General features: G+C 41.9%; 22 protein-coding genes and 1 riboswitch. Of the genes, 12 read left to right on the top strand and 10 right to left on the bottom strand.

Features of this window, described 5'->3' with window-relative positions:
* Positions 1–432: 432 nt before the first annotated feature.
* Both ACZ42W_RS01505 and metA read right to left on the bottom strand, forming a co-directional pair.
* Positions 433–1,023 carry an HDIG domain-containing metalloprotein gene (locus tag ACZ42W_RS01505; protein ID WP_464167881.1) on the bottom strand — a complete coding sequence of 197 codons (591 nt, stop codon included), beginning with the start codon at positions 1,021–1,023 and terminating at the stop codon, positions 433–435.
* An 88-nt stretch (positions 1,024–1,111) separates the two neighbouring features.
* Positions 1,112–2,029: a homoserine O-acetyltransferase MetA gene (metA, locus tag ACZ42W_RS01500; protein WP_464167880.1), complete on the bottom strand. Its 918-nt coding sequence runs from the start codon at positions 2,027–2,029 to the stop codon at positions 1,112–1,114.
* Between the two features lie 68 nt (positions 2,030–2,097).
* Positions 2,098–2,203, bottom strand: a riboswitch (SAM riboswitch).
* 392 nt (positions 2,204–2,595) lie between these two features.
* Between metA and ACZ42W_RS01495 the strand changes: the two genes are divergently transcribed.
* Positions 2,596–2,721: a hypothetical protein gene (locus tag ACZ42W_RS01495; RefSeq protein ID WP_464167879.1), complete on the top strand. Its 126-nt coding sequence runs from the start codon at positions 2,596–2,598 to the stop codon at positions 2,719–2,721.
* Between the two features lie 194 nt (positions 2,722–2,915).
* Here the strand turns inward: ACZ42W_RS01495 and ACZ42W_RS01490 are convergent, their stop codons facing one another.
* From ACZ42W_RS01490 to queD, 5 genes are all read right to left on the bottom strand, one after another.
* Complete coding sequence (locus tag ACZ42W_RS01490; protein ID WP_464167878.1) at positions 2,916–3,758, bottom strand: 1,4-dihydroxy-6-naphthoate synthase; 843 nt, start codon at positions 3,756–3,758, stop codon at positions 2,916–2,918.
* A complete protein-coding gene (locus ACZ42W_RS01485) occupies positions 3,755–4,672 on the bottom strand; it encodes a futalosine hydrolase (RefSeq protein WP_464167877.1) in 918 nt (305 codons plus the stop codon). The genes ACZ42W_RS01490 and ACZ42W_RS01485 overlap by 4 nt, the downstream gene beginning before the upstream one ends.
* Before the next feature lie 105 nt (positions 4,673–4,777).
* Positions 4,778–5,530: an exodeoxyribonuclease III gene (locus tag ACZ42W_RS01480; RefSeq protein ID WP_464167876.1), complete on the bottom strand. Its 753-nt coding sequence runs from the start codon at positions 5,528–5,530 to the stop codon at positions 4,778–4,780.
* 89 nt (positions 5,531–5,619) lie between these two features.
* Entirely contained in the window at positions 5,620–6,222 is a 603-nt protein-coding gene (locus ACZ42W_RS01475; RefSeq protein ID WP_464167875.1) for a 7-carboxy-7-deazaguanine synthase QueE, read from the bottom strand.
* Positions 6,215–6,610: a 6-carboxytetrahydropterin synthase QueD gene (queD, locus tag ACZ42W_RS01470; protein WP_464167874.1), complete on the bottom strand. Its 396-nt coding sequence runs from the start codon at positions 6,608–6,610 to the stop codon at positions 6,215–6,217. The genes ACZ42W_RS01475 and queD overlap by 8 nt, the downstream gene beginning before the upstream one ends.
* 285 nt (positions 6,611–6,895) lie before the next feature.
* Here queD and ACZ42W_RS01465 point away from each other — a divergent pair, with 285 nt between their 5' ends.
* From ACZ42W_RS01465 to ACZ42W_RS01425, 9 genes are all read left to right on the top strand, one after another.
* Complete coding sequence (locus ACZ42W_RS01465; RefSeq protein ID WP_464167873.1) at positions 6,896–7,102, top strand: DUF1657 domain-containing protein; 207 nt, start codon at positions 6,896–6,898, stop codon at positions 7,100–7,102.
* Positions 7,103–7,118: 16 nt separating this feature from the next.
* The gene (locus ACZ42W_RS01460) at positions 7,119–7,976 is read left to right on the top strand and encodes a DUF421 domain-containing protein (protein WP_464167872.1); all 858 of its coding nucleotides are present in this window, start codon (positions 7,119–7,121) and stop codon (positions 7,974–7,976) included.
* 11 nt (positions 7,977–7,987) lie between these two features.
* The gene (gene spoVAC, locus ACZ42W_RS01455; protein WP_464167871.1) at positions 7,988–8,467 is read left to right on the top strand and encodes a stage V sporulation protein AC; all 480 of its coding nucleotides are present in this window, start codon (positions 7,988–7,990) and stop codon (positions 8,465–8,467) included.
* A complete protein-coding gene (gene spoVAD, locus ACZ42W_RS01450) occupies positions 8,468–9,472 on the top strand; it encodes a stage V sporulation protein AD (protein WP_464167870.1) in 1,005 nt (334 codons plus the stop codon).
* A 17-nt stretch (positions 9,473–9,489) separates the two neighbouring features.
* The gene (gene spoVAE / locus ACZ42W_RS01445; protein ID WP_464167869.1) at positions 9,490–9,843 is read left to right on the top strand and encodes a stage V sporulation protein AE; all 354 of its coding nucleotides are present in this window, start codon (positions 9,490–9,492) and stop codon (positions 9,841–9,843) included.
* 34 nt (positions 9,844–9,877) lie between these two features.
* Positions 9,878–10,084, top strand: coding sequence for a DUF1657 domain-containing protein (locus ACZ42W_RS01440; protein ID WP_464167868.1), 207 nt, complete (start codon positions 9,878–9,880; stop codon positions 10,082–10,084).
* A 494-nt stretch (positions 10,085–10,578) separates the two neighbouring features.
* Positions 10,579–11,223: a hypothetical protein gene (locus ACZ42W_RS01435; RefSeq protein ID WP_464167867.1), complete on the top strand. Its 645-nt coding sequence runs from the start codon at positions 10,579–10,581 to the stop codon at positions 11,221–11,223.
* A 308-nt stretch (positions 11,224–11,531) separates the two neighbouring features.
* Positions 11,532–11,804, top strand: coding sequence for a hypothetical protein (locus ACZ42W_RS01430; protein WP_464167866.1), 273 nt, complete (start codon positions 11,532–11,534; stop codon positions 11,802–11,804).
* Between the two features lie 405 nt (positions 11,805–12,209).
* Positions 12,210–12,512: a hypothetical protein gene (locus ACZ42W_RS01425; RefSeq protein WP_464167865.1), complete on the top strand. Its 303-nt coding sequence runs from the start codon at positions 12,210–12,212 to the stop codon at positions 12,510–12,512.
* 129 nt (positions 12,513–12,641) lie between these two features.
* Here the strand turns inward: ACZ42W_RS01425 and ACZ42W_RS01420 are convergent, their stop codons facing one another.
* The 3 genes from ACZ42W_RS01420 to ACZ42W_RS01410 form a co-directional block, all read right to left on the bottom strand.
* Entirely contained in the window at positions 12,642–14,417 is a 1,776-nt protein-coding gene (locus ACZ42W_RS01420; RefSeq protein ID WP_464167864.1) for an aminopeptidase P family protein, read from the bottom strand.
* 92 nt (positions 14,418–14,509) lie between these two features.
* Complete coding sequence (locus ACZ42W_RS01415) at positions 14,510–15,010, bottom strand: GNAT family N-acetyltransferase (protein WP_464167863.1); 501 nt, start codon at positions 15,008–15,010, stop codon at positions 14,510–14,512.
* A 284-nt stretch (positions 15,011–15,294) separates the two neighbouring features.
* Positions 15,295–16,410, bottom strand: a complete 1,116-nt coding sequence (locus tag ACZ42W_RS01410; RefSeq protein ID WP_464167862.1) for an aminotransferase class V-fold PLP-dependent enzyme — start codon at positions 16,408–16,410, stop codon at positions 15,295–15,297.
* A 77-nt stretch (positions 16,411–16,487) separates the two neighbouring features.
* Here ACZ42W_RS01410 and selD point away from each other — a divergent pair, with 77 nt between their 5' ends.
* Positions 16,488–17,510, top strand: coding sequence for a selenide, water dikinase SelD (gene selD / locus ACZ42W_RS01405; RefSeq protein ID WP_464167861.1), 1,023 nt, complete (start codon positions 16,488–16,490; stop codon positions 17,508–17,510).
* Positions 17,511–17,522: 12 nt separating this feature from the next.
* Complete coding sequence (yedF, locus tag ACZ42W_RS01400; RefSeq protein ID WP_464167860.1) at positions 17,523–18,116, top strand: sulfurtransferase-like selenium metabolism protein YedF; 594 nt, start codon at positions 17,523–17,525, stop codon at positions 18,114–18,116.
* Positions 18,117–18,119: the final 3 nt, after the last annotated feature.

Raw genomic sequence — 18,119 nt, 5'->3', positions numbered from 1 at the left:
ATATAGTGTACTGAAAATAAGAAAACCCAAATTAAAAGACAAATTATAAGAGCACTTGACTAAGATAATGGGCCCTCAAATATCCCTCCTTTAAAATTTTAACATCTAGTTGTCTCATTATTTAATAACAGGACGTTGAGACAACATTTCGATAACATTATTTTTCATTGCAATAAGCATGCCAACACGAAAGCCCGATAAATACGCGCTTATTATATCGAAATTTGTAAACTAGTTAACGTTAGAATGTTAACTCGTTGTAAACCAGTTAACATAAGGCCGGGATTTATGTTAACACCTTAAAAAGCGTTAACTATTTTAACGTTTAGCAAAATCATATTATATTTACTCTCTTATTCCTCTTCCAAAATGTTTAAAGCCAGTATCACTCTTAAAAGAGAGTTACTGGCTCATAGTTTTCCTCAGTATTATTTACTTCCCCGCTTCTAGGTTTCCCTCTAGACCTATTTCAGCCGCGACGTTCTGCATGCCTTTGATGGTTTGCTCGATAACATAATCCAAGTCCATCTTTAGCCTTTCTGCACCGTCTTCTATGACTTCACGGCTGACTCCCTCAGCGAAGCTCTTCTGCTTCCATTTCTTTTTTACGGATTTTACAGTTAAGTCAAAAAGGCTTTTACTGGGTCTAAGAAGTGCCGTGGCAGAAATAAGACCTGTCAGTTCGTCAATGGTATAAAGCACCTTTTCAACATTTTCGATGGGTTCCACTTCGTTGACAAGTTTGTAACCATGGCTTTCTATGGCCCGAATATACTCTTCAGGTAAATGCCTTGGCTCGAGTATTTCCCTCGTTTTGTGACAATGCTGTTCAGGGTACATCTCAAAATCGATATCATGTAATAGTCCAATGATGCCCCATTTTTCAGTATCTTCATTATAGAGGGAGGCAAATTGGCGCATGACAGCTTCCACTGTTATGGCATGTCTTAAAAGAGTCTCACTCTTGACATATTCGCTTAGAAGTTGCCATGCGGCTTCCCGATCGTGTTCATAATCTGGCATTGAAATTCCTTCTTTCTCAATCTATTTTTAATCCTTTGAAATTTGATTGCTCTGGCTAAGATCACATTCCTCAATTTCGTGTTTTTATTTAATCAAGTTCATTAAGATTATAGGGAGTTTCCTGATAGACATAGTAATTGAGCCAGTTTGCAAAGAGCAAATTGGAGTGACTCCTCCACTTAACGATCGGTGGTTGTTTCGGATCATCCCCCGGATAATAGTTTTGAGGGATGTTGATAGGAAGACCTCCTGCTATATCTCGGTCGTACTCAGATTTCAAGGTCAGGGGATCATATTCTGAATGGCCTGTCACAAAAATTTGCCGACCACCTTTTGTGCCCACTATATAGACGCCAGACCCCTCGGATTCAGAGAGAATCTCTAGCTCAGCAACCTTTTCGATATCTTCCCTTCTTACTTCCGTATGCCTGGAATGGGGGACATAGAAAATATCGTCAAACCCTCTGAAGAGCCTAACATTCTTTCTGTTAATGGTATGGGGAAAAACGCCAAACATCTTGGCAGGAAGTGAATACTTTGGAACACTAAATTGATGGTACAATCCAGCTTGTGCTCCCCAGCAGATGTACAGGGTCGAATAAACATGATGTTGGCTCCAGTCCATGATCTTCACTAACTCCGGCCAGAAATCAACCTCTTCAAAATCCATCTGCTCGATTGGCGCTCCAGTGACAATCATTCCGTCAAATTTCTTATCCTTAATGTTCTCAAAGGTATCATAGAATTTGACCAGATATTCTTCTGGAGTATTCTTGGAACGATGCGTTTCGGGATAAAGTAAGGTGATATCGACTTGTAACGGTGAATTGCTTAGAAGCCTCAATATTTGTGTTTCCGTGATAATTTTATTGGGCATGAGATTGAGAATCAGGATACTCAGTGGTCTAATATCCTGATGTGAAGCCCTTCCCTCATTCATGACAAAAATATCTTCATTATTTAATATTTCAGCAGCTGGTAAACCATCGGGTATGTTGATAGGCAAAGTGACTCTCCCCTTTCAAAACAAAAATCCTCATTCATACGAAAGAGGATTAATTTACACCATTTCCTCTCTCATCTATCAATGTATCCATTGCAGGAATTGGCACCGTTGTATTTTAAAAATACCGGTTGCCGGGTTTCATCGGGCCAGCCCCTCCACCACTCTTGATAAGAAGTTGATTCTATTCAATTATCGATATTAAAGAAAATAGCCATTGCTACTATATTATTACATTCTTTCATTTAAGTCAATCTGTCCTATAACAAAAGCAAAAACCGGACTCTTGACCCTTTCCCCTATCATTCGTTTGTGGCAACTGTTCGCTATGAAACAAATAAATCTCTACATATTATTACAGCACTTGGGACATCTATCTAAGACAAGGCATATTATGTACTATCTAACGAAGGGAGGTTGAAAGTATGGCAGTGGGGTTAGATGGAGTTATGCGTCATGGTGAGAAATTAGAAGGTATCGCAATCGTAGTTGTAATCATTCTTCTGCTTATTGCGATGGGAATTGCATTCTAAAAGAGTTCTAATCTGATGTGAGAGGAGGAGATCAATTTGTACGGCATGGGTTATGGTGGCGGATGTTGCAACCCAATTGTTATGGGCGGAGGTCAATGTGTTGGCGCAGCTATTATTGCCATTGCTATTTTGATCCTTATCGCCCTCGGCGTAATCTTCTAAATTAAGGATGCTTGGGCATCAATCTGAATAAGAGAAAGGAGATTGAGGTATGTTTGGTTTTAGGCGTTTTGGATTCTTTCCGTTTTTTTTCCCGTTTTTTCCCTTCTTTTTCCCATTTTTCTTCTTTGGTCACCGTCGGAGATTCTAACAACGAAAGGCCGGATATCCCGGCCTTTTTCTTTGCTATAACTCCTTTATATACGCAGTGCTGCCAAGTCAAACTTTGGTACGATTCCCTCTTGCATGGCCCGACTCAAGAGTGCAGTAATAGCCTCATATCCTTTTTCGCCTAAATCCTCGGAATACTCATTCACGTAAAGATTGATATGAGCGTTTGCCACTTCACTGGACAACTCTTGGGCGTGTTGTAGCACGTACTCCCGGGACTCCTGCGGATGGGCCCACGCATATTTAACTGATGCTCTGATCCATCCGGAGATAGCATCCAAATCCAAGGACCGACGAGCAATAATCGCTCCCAGTGGAATCGGTAAACCGGCATCTGACTCCCACCAGCTCCCTAAATCAGCCAAGAGCTTTAGACCATACTCAGGGTATGTAAAGCGTGCCTCATGAATGACTAGTCCTGCGTCAATTGCCCCATCGCGTACCGCAGGCATAATCTCGTCGAAGGGCATAACAACAATTTCACCTATGCCCCCTGGAACTTGCTGAGCTGCCCATAGCCTAAACAGTAAGTAGGCGGTGGATCGTTCACTGGGCACAGCTACACGTCGTCCCTTCAAGCCCGCTGGTCCCTTATCAGCAGCGCTTTCGTCTGAGGTCAGTACCAGTGGCCCACATCCTCTCCCCAAGGCGCCACCGCAAGGTAACAAAGCATATTCAGACAACACCCAGGGCAGTGCAGCGTACGAAATTTTTACCACGTCCGGGCCTTTTGAGCTGGCTGCCAAACTATTTGTTATATCTATATCTGCGTAAGTTACATCAAGTTTCGGTGCATCAGGAATGAGTCCGTGGACCCATGCGTGAAAAATGAACGTGTCGTTAGGACAAGGTGAAAAGGCAATTTTCATAGTAACTCCTCCAATACTGTATAAGCTTTTTCCAAAACATCGAATGCTTCTTTAATTCTCCAGGCGCTCCGATCCCTTGGCCCGACCTGGTTCGAGATAGCGCGGATTTCCAAGGCAGGTACTCCGAAAATCTGAGCAGCTAGAGCAACGCCGTACCCCTCCATCCCCTCGGCAGCAGCACCTGGCACGCGTCTACACATTTCTTCAGCACTCTCCGCTGTTCCAGTCACCGTAGATACTGTGATTATCGGACCGACGCTAACCGGGAGCTTTGCGGCACGCAAAGCCTCCGTCACCTGATCGACTAAGCTAGACTCTACTTCAACTTTGGTGGAGCCAAATTCTAATTCATCCAAAGACCTAAATCCTTCCGGCGTCTCTGCTCCGAGATCTGCCGAAACAATCTCATTGGCTAACACAAGGGAACCGACCTCAGCCCTGCCAATAAAACCCCCACCGATACCAGTACTTATAACCAACTCGTATTTAGTCGTCGCTAATACCTTCGCTGTATTCGCTGCAGCTGCCACGGGACCAACTCCTGCTAGCAAGACATCACACTTTTGATTAATCTGCAGTCTATCTAGTCCGCGTAATACTGCCTCCCTTTCTCCTGACACAGCCGTCATGATGAGAATACGTTTTTTATTGGCAACCCTAGTATTTTGTCCTTTTTTTGATGCCTTGTAGTCCATGCCCATATATTTATCCCCATCCTGCAATTCAGCTATCATTTGATTAAGTCTTTTTTGCACGGTTTCGGGTCTCTTGGCTCTTGTTATCCACCCTATATAGTCGTTTTGTTGATAGGGTGGTCGCATTTTATATTCTTCAATTAAATTATCTCTTAACAGAGCGTCTCTTATGAATTCTGGCATGGGATAGACACTTCGTTTTAATTTAGAATTATCCATTATTCTTTCTCCATACTCTTTGTCCGATATAAAAATCAAGTGAGTCCTCGGGACATCACTTGATTTTCATCGATACTGATGAGAAAAACAAGTGCACTCATTTTTTTAAAATATCTCTAATCCGACTGGGCAATGATCAGAGCCTGTAACCTCACTATATATAACGGCATTTTTCAACTGATCCTTCAACCCTTCTGATACACAGAAGTAATCGATTCGCCATCCCGCATTATTGGCTCTAGCATTAAACATATACGACCACCAGGTATAGGCTTCAGTCTTATCAGGATAAAAGTACCGAAACGTATCTACAAACCCATTGTTAATCACTTCAGTAAATTTGCTTCTTTCTTCATTCGAAAAACCAGCGTTTTTTCGATTTGAGCTCGGATTTTTTAGATCTATTTCATTATGGGCTACATTTAAATCCCCACAAAATATAACCGATTTTAAGCTATCTAACCCTTTTAGATAGTTTATAAAGTCTTCTTCCCATTTCATCCTATAGTCCAATCTAGCTAGTCCTCTTTGGGAATTCGGAGTATATACCGTCACAATATAGAAGTTCTCAAACTCCAAGGTTATGACTCTGCCTTCTTGGTCATGCTCCTCTTTGCCGATTCCATATACTATATTGATAGGTTCAATTTTTGAAAATATGGCTGTTCCTGAGTACCCTTTTTTCTGAGCAAAATTCCAGTACTGATAATAGCCATCAAGATTAAAGGAAATCTGTTCCTCCTGGACCTTTGTTTCCTGAAGACAAAAGATATCGGCATTTTCTTTTTCAAAGAAATCCAGAAAACCATTTTTTACACAAGCTCGTATCCCATTAACGTTCCATGATATTAATTTCATAAAGTATGAATCCTCCTCTTCACAATCACATCATAAAAAATTACCTTCCATGACTGTTGGATAAACCAGAATGAAAGATAATGTTGGAATTACCTCACGTTGAGAACTTTATGCAGTTGTATTCCCATCCGTAATCGACGTTCTGGATAACGATTGATCAAATCATATCCTTTACGAGCTGACTCAGGTCGCCCACTTTCTACCTGAAGAAAAATCCTTCCCTCAGGCATAGTGCGGTCAGTTATAGCCTCAATACTGAATTCATCATCTACTACATACTTCAACTCGTCTGCATGACAAGATAGGGCGAACCCACTACTTGGTTTTGGTGATACCGTAATCCAATCGATATCCCACTCCACTGGTATTGGGTTGGTACCATTTGTTTCTATCGCTACATATTTACCCATCCTATGTAACTCTTGTACTAATGGCCCAAGATCGTATAAGGTTGGTTCCCCACCAGTAATCACGATATGCCGATGTGGAGTTTGAATTTCATCCGCGATTTCTCTGGCAAACATCCATCGTGCTTTGGATATATCAAAGGAATAAGAGGTATCGCACCAACTACAACGTAGATTGCATCCAGCGACACGAATGAAAGTAGCTCCCTTTCCCATATGAAATCCTTCACCTTGAATACTCGTGAATATCTCGATGATTGGATAGCGTACGTTCATATCATTCATGACTTACTTCCACACAGGAATCTGGTGTCTCCCATAATTTAATTTTCTCCACTTTAACGCCAAAAGGTTGCAATTTATCGATTAAAACACCCATAAAATGAGCAGCTATATTCTCCGCTGTTGTCCTAAAGGGAAATACATCATTTAAAACTTTGTGGTCCACTTTGTCTATAACTTCTGCCTTCACAATTGCCTTAAGGTCAGAAAAGTCAATGACCATCCCTTCATCAGAACCGCTATCAATCAGCTTCCCATTTTCGCGTACAACGGTGACCTCCAATCTATACGTATGACCATGCATGGAGGAACACTTCCCTTTATGATTGGGCAAAAAATGGGCAGCATCAAAGCTAAAACTCTTTGTTACTTTTATTATTGTGCCTGTCATTTTCGAAGCCTCTTTCTCTTTTAATACGAATGGATTTCTCACCATGGACTTAGTGTACTTCAACATGCATAACAACACAAGAATGAAACAAAACGAACAAGTTAGTTGTGGTGAATCCACCAAAGAGTCCCTATGGACTCTTCACTTGCTAAGTAATTAGTGAAGACGTGCCGTTTCAATATGTACTCTCATTTCTTTCAATAAAACATCTAACTAATTTACCATCCGAGGGATTATAAAATTTTAATGAGCCATAATAACGTTGTGATAAGGGAGGTTGATAATATGACAGTTGCTTCTCAAGTTAAACAAACCCTAGCTAGCTTGAAAGGGGCCCAGGGAACCTTAAGAGTGTATAGCACACAAACGAGAGATGAAGAAACACGTTCTGTGTTTACGGAGGCCCTCGAAGAAACCCACTTCATTATTACAGATCTGGAAAACCGCTTGAAGACTCTTGAATTTGAAGAACCCCAGTATAAAGGGAACTAAGAAGGCAGGTATACCTATGCAAGAATGGGCACAGATATTTCTAAGATCAATCAGTTTATTTATTCTAGTCTGGGCAGCCGTAAGGCTATTGGGCAAAAGGAATATTACTCAGATCAATCCTTTTAATTTTATAGGCTATATCATAATTGCCATAACGGCCACATTAATGTCTTTAAATCTCGTCACTTTGTTTTATGGTTTTATTGTAATGTTTGTGTGGGTTACGCTTCCGGTAGCTTTGGACTATCTCGCAATCAAGAGCAAGGTTATGCACGAGCTAATTAACGGAAAAGAAGCCGTGCTTATCAAGCATGGCAAGGTTATGGAAGAAAACCTTTTGAGTGTGCGAATGACGGGAGAAGACCTGTTAGCAAAACTTCGTTCTAAAAACGCCTTTAATATGACCGATGTGGAATTTGCGGTGATGGAGACAAACGGTGAGATCAATCCTTACTTAAAGTCACACAAAAAGCCAGTAACCTCCTACGACCTTGGAAGAAAGGTCGCCCCTCAGGCTGAACCACAAACGGTTGCTTTGGATGGAAACATGTTGGAAGAACCTCTCGCCTCCTTAGGGCTTACCCCAGAGTGGCTAAATAGTGAACTCGACAAGATGGGCGTAGCCCTTGAGAATGTATTTCTCGGTCAGGTCGATTCCTCCGGCGATTTATACCTCGATCTCTTTGACGATTCTGTCGAACTCCCTCAACCCAAAGTCAAAGAAATGCTTTATGCTACTCTTGAAAAGAGCCAAGCTGACCTAGTAACGTTTACCTTTCAAACAGAGAACAAAGAAGCAAAGGCTATGTATTCAAAGAACTCGCAAAGACTTGAGGATCTCCTCAATAAATTACGTCCTTACTTATTGCATTAAGGGGTGCTGAAATGTCCAGTAAGAAGAAAAAGAAGCTCTCACCTACTCAGCAAGAATATCAACAATTCGCCCAAGAAAGAGAGCCAAAAAGGCCGATTCTTTATAACTGTGTTAAGGCTTTTTTCGTCGGAGGGATTATTTGTACGATAGGCCAAGCCTTATCCTTGTTCTTTGTTAAGTATTTTCATTTCTCTCAAGAGGCTGCAGGAAATCCTGCAACAGCAGTTCTTATCATCCTTACGGTTTTACTCACAGGTTTCGGTGTTTTCGACCATATTGCTCAGTTCGCAGGAGCGGGCACTGTTATTCCTATTACTGGCTTTGCCAATACCATCGCCTCAGCTGCTATTGAACACCAAACTGAAGGTTATGTTCTAGGAGTCGGCGGTAATATGTTCAAGCTGGCAGGTCCAGTCATTGTTTATGGTGTCTTCTCTGCTTTTGTCGTTTCTTTAGTCGTTATAAGTTTAAGAGCATTGGGTGTGATGTAAATGTTAAAAGGCCATCAGACTTGGGTTTTTGAGTCAAAACCTACCATTATCGCTTCCGCTGCGGTGGGTGGGCCCTATGAAGCAAAAGGTAACTTAGCTTCGGATTTTGATCTCCTGCATGGAGATATACGACTGGGACAAGATAGCTTCGAGAAAGCGGAACAAAAACTTCAAGAACAAGCCTGTGAGACAGCCATTAAAAAGGCCAAGATGAAAAAGGAAGATGTTCAGTTTTTATTCAGCGGGGATTTAATTAACCAGATTGTTCCTAGCAGTTTTACCGCTCGGACACTATCTGTCCCTTACCTTGGGCTTTACGGTGCCTGTTCTACTTCGATGGAAGGTTTATCTCTAGCCTCCCTCCTTATTGACAGTCAATTTGCTAAGAATGCCTTAGTCTGTGCATCTAGTCATAATGCCGCTTCAGAAAAACAGTATCGGTATCCAACGGAGTACGGATCCCAAAAACCACCAACAGCTCAGTGGACGATAACAGGCGCTGGCGCCGCTTTAGTTGCTGCTCAAGGCGAAGGTCCCAGAGTGACCGCATCAACGATTGGGCGTGTGATTGATATGGGACTTACGGATCCCTTCAATATGGGAGCGGCAATGGCACCCGCCGCAGTGGATACGATTGAAGCCCATTTCAGAGATTTAGATCGAGATCCGAGTTACTATGATCTTATCGCAACGGGGGACCTTGGAAGAGTGGGACATCGAATTGCAGGTGACTTACTAATAAAGCATGGCCTCAATATACCGAAAGAGATCTTTACAGATTGCGGAGTACTAATCTACAAAGAAGATCAACCGGTTGTCCTAGCCGGAGGAAGTGGATGCGGCTGCTGTGCTGTTACCACCTTTGGTCACTTTCTTAATCGTATGCGCAAGGGTGAGCTCCGAAAGATTTTAGTCATTGCCACAGGTGCTTTACTTTCCCCTATGTCCTACCAGCAGAAAGAAAGCATCCCTTGTATCGCCCATGCCGTAAGTATTGAGATCTAAAGGAGATGTTTTTTTATATGGAAAAATTTTTATGGGCTTTTATCGTGGGCGGCCTAATTTGTGTCATCGGGCAATTAATGCTTGACGGGCTTAAACTAACTCCGGCCCATACTACAAGTACCTTAGTCGTCGTGGGCGCTATTCTTGGCGGCTTGGGTCTTTATGAACCCCTCGTGAAATTTGCTGGTGCAGGGGCTACCGTACCTATCAGCAATTTTGGTAATGCGATAGTTAAGGGTGCTTTGAAGGAGTTCGAATCTTCTGGTCCGATCGGGGTTCTAACCGGTATCTTTTCGATTACCAGTGCCGGTGTCTCTGCTGCTATCATCTTTGGTTTCCTTGGGTCGCTCATTTTTAAACCTAAAGGTTAACCATCATTAATCACTCTATAAAGGAGGTGATAAAATGACCGTTGGAACACAAATGGAACAAGCTATCGCTACAGTTCAAAACGCAGCCGCTACGATGAAGACCTTCTCCTTAGAAACTCAGGATCAACAGGCAAAGCAAACGTTTGAACAACTCGCCCAATCCTTTGATTCTGCTCTAGCTGAGTTGCAAGGAAGAGAGCAATACATTCAGGGTCAGGAGCCCCAGTACAAACAACAATAATCTCCATCTATAAAAATGATAGTCATTAACAAAAAGAAGAGGAAAAGAGGAATCTCAAGAGTCTGAGATCCCTCTTTTCCTTTTTGCTCCTAGAACTAACTTGAGAGCCATAAACTAGGAAAGTTGAATATTTTACTAAAGCATTTGGATTCCTATACCAATTTATAGCCTAATGAGTATAAATGTTCGGGTTAAGTTTACGCATCTCCTCTAAACGATTCCATTGTTTTCGTAGTATTGATAATCGTTCGTCAATCGGCAGATTATTCCAATGCTTTTTATTTTATTGGCACATAACAATAGATTTAACTTACTAGTCTCATATTATTCCGTTATTATGAGTGGTGCAAATTTTAACTTTGACACCTCTTTTTAATGTTTATATTTGAGGTTTTAAGTTATAAATTGAAGTCCTTCCGAAGATACTAAGGCGTTAGAAAATAGCTTTTCGATATAGTAACGATAGCACCAGCGATTTTAGGGAGGAATTTAATGTGCTTAGGTATATAAAGAAAATATCAATCTTTCCTATAAGCCTTTTGTTACTTACGGCTTGCACCCTAGCTCTTAGTGTTTTTAGGATTGGGAATTCTGACAATAGCAAAATCATTCTTAGCTCTCAAACACAAAATGCCACAGATACGATTCTGGCAGAAGACTTTTCTTCCAAGATTCGGCCCGGTGACATTCTATTGATTCGAGGTAACACTTGGATCGATAAAGTAATCCAATCAGTTACTGGAAGTTCCTATACCCACGTGGCTGGTGTAGTAGAACCAGATAAAGCTATTGAGATCCTCCCATTTAAAAAAACCAGATACCAGAACCTTAGTATATATAACGGAAGAGCGGAAGTATTTACTTGTGACAATTTAACAAATGAACAACGCCAAATAATTGTTGATCACGTTGTTGGCGAATTAGGAACAAGATATGATTACAAGCTACTCCTCTGGGAAGCATCAAGATATTTATTAAATTGGGTATGGCCTTATAAAGCGGATGATACTAATCTATGCTCAACACTCTGGGCTAACGCCTACCGTAAGGCTGGAGTGGATTTATGTCCAAATCTCCCTTATCCATCACCTGGAGATTTAGGTATTTCGACGATACTAGAGAAGATTGACAGGTATTAAATTGAGGATTTGTTTCATTCTGAGAAGAAGAAGCTCGTTCTCGAAGAGATAACAATTAAACAAAACAAAAGCAAGCCTATCTTAGACCTTATCGGAAAAGGTTACCTCAGCTTAAGAAAACACAAAACTTGACATGAAACAGAAATATTAGAGACAACTTCCATTTTCGTTAATCAAACGGTAACTCAATGAAGACAACCTGAATATATTGGAATCAGGAAGTGTAAATAACTTGTATAATATCAAATCCCCCTCTTATTCTTATAGGCCTAGGTCTTGGCCAAATCTAAATTAAGGGGGATTATAATATGGGTCTGGGTTGTTTTCGGCCTTGCCATCCTTTTCTAAGTCAATCCTCCGTACCTTTCACTTGCAGAGTATTATTTGACAGTTTTCCCATCGGTGCCCGTTTAATTGTCGGCGAAGACTCGAGCTTCTGGAAAGGTACGTTCGGGGGGTTACAAGACGGTGTTGCAGTTCTAACTTCAGCTCAACAATTTTCGAATATTGGTACTCGTATCGATGGAGTTCGTCCTATTGTACGAATTCCGTGTAATCAAATTACCTTCGTTAGCACCTAATGCTCCGACAGACTATAGCCCCGGTTCAGCCCGGGGTTATAGTCCCCAAATTCTCTCTTTTCTTCTTATGGGGCCCTTATCACCCTACATTAATGCCCTCTCTCAATTCTTATGCCAGAAAAATCAGGGGGGGTGAAACATATGTCCACAATCCTTCCTTTATTAGCGTTGCCCTTAACTACTTTAATCGTCATAATTATGTTAATTCTAATGATTCTCCGATTATTAATGTGTTAATTGGAAAGGGTAGCTTGAATTAGCTGGAAGCGTATATTAAGGGCCAGGAATATCGAATTCCTGGCCTACCTTTTTCTTACTCTCCTCAACAAAGGGAAAAGCACCTTCCACAAATTTCCACAAATAAAAGTATCCAAACTGGAGAAAGTATCATTGGGAGGTGACAAAATGAAAAACCAAAATCAATTCGGCTCAGATGCACAAAAAGTGAAACAAGACATCCAGCGCGATTTACAATCTGCTAACCAGCAAGGTCAACTAGGCAGTACATTCGGAACACAACTTTCTAACCAATCAGAGGCACAAAAAGTAAGACAAGACATTCAAAGCGATCTGCAATCGGGTATGCAACAAGGTCAGCAAGGCAGTACATTCGGAACACAACTTTCTAATCAATCAGAGGCACAAAAAATCAAACAAGATATTCAAAGCGATCTACAATCGGGTAGCCAAAATCCATATAACGGATAATGGCGATATATAAAGCCTCTTCTTGAACTGAATCTTGAAATTCGTAAAGTGATAAAAAAGACCTCCTATGGAAGAAATAAAACTTATCATAGGAGGTCTTTTATAGGGTAATTATTAAAACTGTTGATTTTAATAATTTATCTCATTAGCTAACCAGGCCTTCTCTTCTTCGTTCAAATAAGGAGAGAGCTTTGTATAGACCGTTTTATTATAAGTTTCTAACCATTCTAGCTCACTTTGGGTTAGCATCGTTTGATCGACCCCATCTAAATCTATAGGACAATAGGTGATGGTTTCAAATCTCATGAACTGACCAAATTCCGTTTTTTCATCTTTGACTACGATCATCATGTTTTCTGTTCGAATGCCATGTTTGCCTTCTTTGTATATGCCTGGTTCATTCGTAAGAATCATACCTTCTGTGAGTTTTACACTATTAGGTACCTGACTCATTCTTTGTGGTCCTTCGTGAACATTTAAGAAAATCCCTACTCCATGTCCAGTTCCACATTTATAGTCCATACCGTATTTCCAGATCGGTTGTCTTGCTAAGATATCTATATTAGAACCTGTCGTGCCATATAAGAATTTAGCGGTAGCTAAGGCTATATGACTTTTTAATACTAATGTATAATCTCTTTTCTCTTCTTCTGAAAGCTTTCCGAGGACAATCGATCTTGTAATGTCAGTTGTTCCACTATAATATTGGCCGCCTGAATCTACGAGCAGCAGCCCTTCATTTTTCAGGGTGTAGGTGTTTTCTGGTTTTGCCGTAAAATGCATCATTGCAGCATGATCTTTATACCCTGCAATGGTATCAAAACTAAGACCCACACAAACTGGGTTTTGTCTCCGAAACTCCTCCAGCTTATCTCCTGCAGACAGCTCTGTTACGTTTTGCTTTCCAATAGAGTTTTTCAGCCACTTAATAAATCTTACCATGGCTACTCCATCATCAATCTGGCAGCTTCTTAGATTCTCAAGTTCAGTTATATTTTTTACAGCCTTTAACATTGTCGTAGGATTAGGACACTCAATTTTTGCAGCATCATTATTAATCGCGTTATATAGGCTGGCATTCGTCATATCGGGATCGAGCATGATGGAATCATTGTCCTTTAGATTCTGCAAAAGCTGTGCCGTTTCATAATAACTTTCTAACTTAATTCCTTCTGCCTCTAACTCTGCTTTAACAGCACTTGGAACCTTTGAAGCTTCAATACATAGATAACACGTATTTAAGGCTACGACGACATTGGCGATAGTCACGGGATTATTAGGAACATCGGCTCCCCTAATATTGAGAAGCCAAGCAATATCGTCTAAGGAAGTGAGCAAATGATGGTTTGCCCCTTTTGTCTTCATTTCCGCTCTTACTTGATTCAATTTTTCCATTCTAGAAAGTCCGGCAAACTGAATATCATGGACAAAAACTTCGTTTGCAGGCAAGGTTGGTCTGTCTTCCCATAGCTTACCCATTAAATCTTGATCTATTTTTAAGCTTATGCTTTTTGCTTTAAATTCCTTTTCCATTTCGTTAACGCTTTTTGCAGAAAAAACGTTACCATCAAAACCAACACAGCTTACTTCTTTAAGAACGGTTTTTAACCAATCCGTATACGAGGGTACTCCGGGATCTGCCATTCTAAATAAACGAATTCCGGAATTTTCGAGTTGTTTCTCAGCTTGAATATAGTATCTACCATCGGTCCAAAGGCCAGCGTCGTCTAAGGTAATCACTACCGTACCTGCTGAACCTGTAAATCCAGATATCCATTGTCTGCATTTAAAATGATCTGCCACATATTCACTGAGATGCGAATCAGCACTCGGAATGATATAGGCATCCATCTTATTTTCTTTCATTAAGTGTCTTAACTTTTCGATTCTCTCTTTGATTTCCATAACGTTTACCTCACTCCTACGATTTAATGCCCTACTCCATTATCCATGAAGTACGCATCATCCTTTTGTATCATTACATCGTTTACTTCTGACTATAGTCCTAAAACTTTCTCATAACAATAAAAAGGCTTTTCTTTTCCTAAAAAGTTCATTTCTCCAACAAAAGCATAATCACACTTCTGAAATAATCCTTGGACTTTAGTATTCAGCGAATAGGTATCTGTTTTCAGATAGTTTACACCGCTACTTCTAGCCAATTCGTCAGCAAGCCCTACAAGTTCTGTTCCGATACCGGCATTTCTATAGTCCGTACTTACTCCCATTCTATGAATGACCAAGGCCTCTTCGTTTGATGACCAATTTAGTCCTTCATATTCATTAGGTTCATCTTTATTAATACATATAAACCCAACCACTTCATTTTCTCTTACTGAAACAAAGAGTTCTCCTTTTTCGATATCGGCAGCAAAGTCTCTGGCTTGAGGGTAATTCTCATCCCATTGAAAGTTGTTATATGTGGCCATTTCTGTGATGATTTTCCCAACAATTTTCATGATGCTATCCAAATCATTGATCGTCGCTTTTCTAATCATGTATAAATCTCCTCAAAAAATATTTAAGTTTCTTCCAATTCTCTTGTATACTCTCCTGCGTTTTTGGCACGTCCATAAACAAGGTGCGTATATCAGATTTGACAACTCCCAAAAGCACACGGTAATATTTATATCTGTAAAGTAACCTTTACGGGATTAATAGCAAGCCAGCAGTTCGATTAACTGCTGGCCATAGAATTGGGCATAATACTTTTATGATTTCCAGCATAAGCAATCTCTTATTTGAAGGAATAAGTGTTGATTTGTTGAATTATAATTGTAATCTATTCCTTCCGCTTTTGCCTAGACAAGGTACGAATGGCATCAACAGCAACTTGCGTCTCTTCTTCAGTGTTGAAATGTGAGAAGGAAAACCGAACCGAGCCAGATAGGCTTAGCGCCTCATGTATCAACGGTGCGCAATGTGCCCCAGCACGCACAGCTATGTCATACTTCTCAAATAGAAGACTTGCTACTTCTGAGGAATCATATCCTTCGATAGTGAGAGAGACCACAGGTGTACGAAGGGGCGCATCCAGATCACCATAGAGCGTAACTCCAGGAGTATCCGCAAGCGAATGTGCAAACAGGCGTGATAATGTGTCTGCCTTGCTATGGATAGCTGATAGTCCAGTGGCTTGTATATAGTGTACGCCAGCCAAGAGACCGGCGATCCCATGAGCATTTTGCGTACCGGCTTCCAATGCATCGGGCAATTCATGGGGATGTTTAATGTCAAAGGAATGATGGCCGCTTCCTCCCACATACAGGGGTTCAGGCATGAAACCGTCTCCCAAACAAAGCCCGCCGGTGCCTTGTGGCCCGAAGAGCGATTTATGACCCGTAAAGCAAAGCGCCGATATGTTTTTCATATCGATAGGCAAAAGCCCCGCACTTTGTGCAGCATCTACGATGAAGTGCACGCCACGCTCTGCACATAATTCTCCGATAGATCGAATATCGAATACGTTGCCTGTGACATTAGAGGCATGTGCGAGTACCACTGCGCCAGTATCTGGTCGGATGGCAGCGGCAATTGCCTCTGTCGAAATGCATCCTTTACTGTCGCAAGGAACAACGGTATAATTTTCCCGTCGGTATATAGGCCTCAGTACCGCATTATGATCAGCGGCAGTTGTGACGATATGTCCATTGATGCCAGTTATAGCGATGTTTAAGGCGACAGTGGCATTGGGTGTGAATACGACGCGCATAGGATCACTTAACCCGAAGAGTGAGGCCAATGCTATTCGCGCTTCCATCAGCACACGAAGGGCATCAAGCGCCGGTGCATGTGCTCCGCGTGAAGCGTTGCCAAACGTATCCATGGCTTGCAAAACGGCCTTTTTGACGCTATCGGGTTTTTTTAGGGTAGTAGCGGCATTGTCCAGATAAATCATTTTTCCTCCCAATTCGAGCCTGTAATTTCACTTATATTAGTATAATTCAAATATTTATGTTAAGAAAGGGGTTTCTCATGCTAGATTTATTGTCAAGCTGTACCTCGGGCGGCTGTGGAGCTAAGATTGGCCCGGGCGAATTATCCAAAGTGTTATCTGGTCTTCCTGCTTTTGGCGACCCCAAACTCTTGGTTGGCTTTGATGCATCGGATGATGCTGCTGTTTATCAGTTAAATGATGACACTGCTATTGTTTCCACTGTCGATTTTTTTACACCAATGGTGAAAGATGCGCGCTTGTTTGGGCGTATCGCAGCGGCTAATGCCCTGAGCGACGTATATGCCATGGGGGGTATGCCTCTTTTTGCCCTAAATCTCGTCTGTTATCCGGAGCGCATGGAATTAGATGAATTAGGCGAAATATTAGCTGGTGGCGCGGAAAAGATACAAGAGGCAGGAGCCGTACTTTGTGGCGGACATTCCATCTATGACAAAGAGCCAAAATATGGACTGGCCGTCACCGGACGCATCGACCCCAAACGGCTCTGGCGTAATAATACACCTGCGCCTGGAGATCAGCTTATTCTCACAAAACCGCTTGGCGTAGGCATCGTCATGGCGGCGCTACGTGGGGAAATGGCCGATGATCAGGCTGTGCAGGCGGCACTCTCTTCCATGCAGAGACTCAACAAATACGCAGCGGAGAAAATGCATCGTTTTCCCATCAATGCCTGCACCGATATCACAGGATTCGGACTGTTAGCACATGCAAGGGAAATGGCAGGGAAAGATACTTCGTTGATCTTATATCCTTCGGAGCTACCGTATATCTCACAAGCTTATGCGTATGCTGAGGATTATCTTTTAACTGCGGCTGCACAACGTAACCGCAATTATATGCAGGGCTCTGTGGAACTTGGTGATACACCTTTTGCCTTACAGGAACTAATGCTGGATCCGCAGACCTCCGGTGGGCTGTTTCTCAGTGCGCCTAAATCCTGTGTGCAAGAGCTGTTGAGTGCCATTCAGGAAGTGGAACCACAGGCTGCGATCGTGGGTGAAGTACTTTCACCGCAAGAGCAACCCATTTTATTACGATAAGGGGGATTATTCATGACACATATTGATGCCACAGGGCAAGTCTGCCCAATACCTGTCATTCGTGCAAAAAAAGCGTTGAAGGAATTCGGAGACGCAGGCGGCGTTGTGACTGTTTTAGTCGATAACGACCTTTCAAGGCAAAATCTACAAAAGATGGCCACCGGTCTCGGTTATCAAAGCGAATATACTCAAAAAGAAAACAATATTATCGAAGTGACCATCGTCGCAGGTGAAGGCTGCGCCGTGGAGGAGCAAGTAACCGATGAAGCTTCGGGTCTCGTTGTCGCCATCAGCCGTGATACCATGGGAGAGGGCAGCGAAGAGCTAGGCCGCATACTTCTTAAGGGTTTCATCTTTGCTCTGAGAGAGCTTACCCCGCCACCTACACATATTTTGTTCTTCAACTCGGGGGCATATCTTACCAGCAAGGAATCCAACAGCTTGGAAGACCTTCTTGCCTTAGAGGCAGCAGGTACGCTTATTCAAACCTGTGGCACCTGTACCAATTATTACGAAATTACGGAGAAGTTAGGGGTTGGTGAGATCACTAACATGTACGGTATCGTAACCGCTATGGCCAGTGCAAAGCGACTCATTAACATCTAGGAG

Source organism: Desulfitobacterium elongatum, assembly GCF_055378975.1.
The sequence above is the reverse complement of the archived record's forward strand: the minus strand, read 5'-3'. Positions and strand labels throughout refer to the sequence as shown.

What these genes read in the sequence shown, in the direction of transcription:
- ACZ42W_RS01505 (WP_464167881.1), bottom strand. Translation starts at nt 1,023, where the DNA reads ATGCCAGATTATGAACACGATCGGGAAGCCGCATGGCAACTTCTAAGC.
- ACZ42W_RS01490 (WP_464167878.1), bottom strand. Translation starts at nt 3,758, where the DNA reads ATGAAAATTGCCTTTTCACCTTGTCCTAACGACACGTTCATTTTTCAC.
- ACZ42W_RS01485 (WP_464167877.1), bottom strand. Translation starts at nt 4,672, where the DNA reads ATGGATAATTCTAAATTAAAACGAAGTGTCTATCCCATGCCAGAATTC.
- ACZ42W_RS01480 (WP_464167876.1), bottom strand. Translation starts at nt 5,530, where the DNA reads ATGAAATTAATATCATGGAACGTTAATGGGATACGAGCTTGTGTAAAA.
- ACZ42W_RS01475 (WP_464167875.1), bottom strand. Translation starts at nt 6,222, where the DNA reads ATGAATGATATGAACGTACGCTATCCAATCATCGAGATATTCACGAGT.
- queD (WP_464167874.1), bottom strand. Translation starts at nt 6,610, where the DNA reads ATGACAGGCACAATAATAAAAGTAACAAAGAGTTTTAGCTTTGATGCT.
- ACZ42W_RS01465 (WP_464167873.1), top strand. Translation starts at nt 6,896, where the DNA reads ATGACAGTTGCTTCTCAAGTTAAACAAACCCTAGCTAGCTTGAAAGGG.
- ACZ42W_RS01460 (WP_464167872.1), top strand. Translation starts at nt 7,119, where the DNA reads ATGCAAGAATGGGCACAGATATTTCTAAGATCAATCAGTTTATTTATT.
- spoVAC (WP_464167871.1), top strand. Translation starts at nt 7,988, where the DNA reads ATGTCCAGTAAGAAGAAAAAGAAGCTCTCACCTACTCAGCAAGAATAT.
- spoVAD (WP_464167870.1), top strand. Translation starts at nt 8,468, where the DNA reads ATGTTAAAAGGCCATCAGACTTGGGTTTTTGAGTCAAAACCTACCATT.
- spoVAE (WP_464167869.1), top strand. Translation starts at nt 9,490, where the DNA reads ATGGAAAAATTTTTATGGGCTTTTATCGTGGGCGGCCTAATTTGTGTC.
- ACZ42W_RS01440 (WP_464167868.1), top strand. Translation starts at nt 9,878, where the DNA reads ATGACCGTTGGAACACAAATGGAACAAGCTATCGCTACAGTTCAAAAC.
- ACZ42W_RS01430 (WP_464167866.1), top strand. Translation starts at nt 11,532, where the DNA reads ATGGGTCTGGGTTGTTTTCGGCCTTGCCATCCTTTTCTAAGTCAATCC.
- ACZ42W_RS01425 (WP_464167865.1), top strand. Translation starts at nt 12,210, where the DNA reads ATGAAAAACCAAAATCAATTCGGCTCAGATGCACAAAAAGTGAAACAA.
- ACZ42W_RS01420 (WP_464167864.1), bottom strand. Translation starts at nt 14,417, where the DNA reads ATGGAAATCAAAGAGAGAATCGAAAAGTTAAGACACTTAATGAAAGAA.
- ACZ42W_RS01415 (WP_464167863.1), bottom strand. Translation starts at nt 15,010, where the DNA reads ATGATTAGAAAAGCGACGATCAATGATTTGGATAGCATCATGAAAATT.
- ACZ42W_RS01410 (WP_464167862.1), bottom strand. Translation starts at nt 16,410, where the DNA reads ATGATTTATCTGGACAATGCCGCTACTACCCTAAAAAAACCCGATAGC.
- selD (WP_464167861.1), top strand. Translation starts at nt 16,488, where the DNA reads ATGCTAGATTTATTGTCAAGCTGTACCTCGGGCGGCTGTGGAGCTAAG.
- yedF (WP_464167860.1), top strand. Translation starts at nt 17,523, where the DNA reads ATGACACATATTGATGCCACAGGGCAAGTCTGCCCAATACCTGTCATT.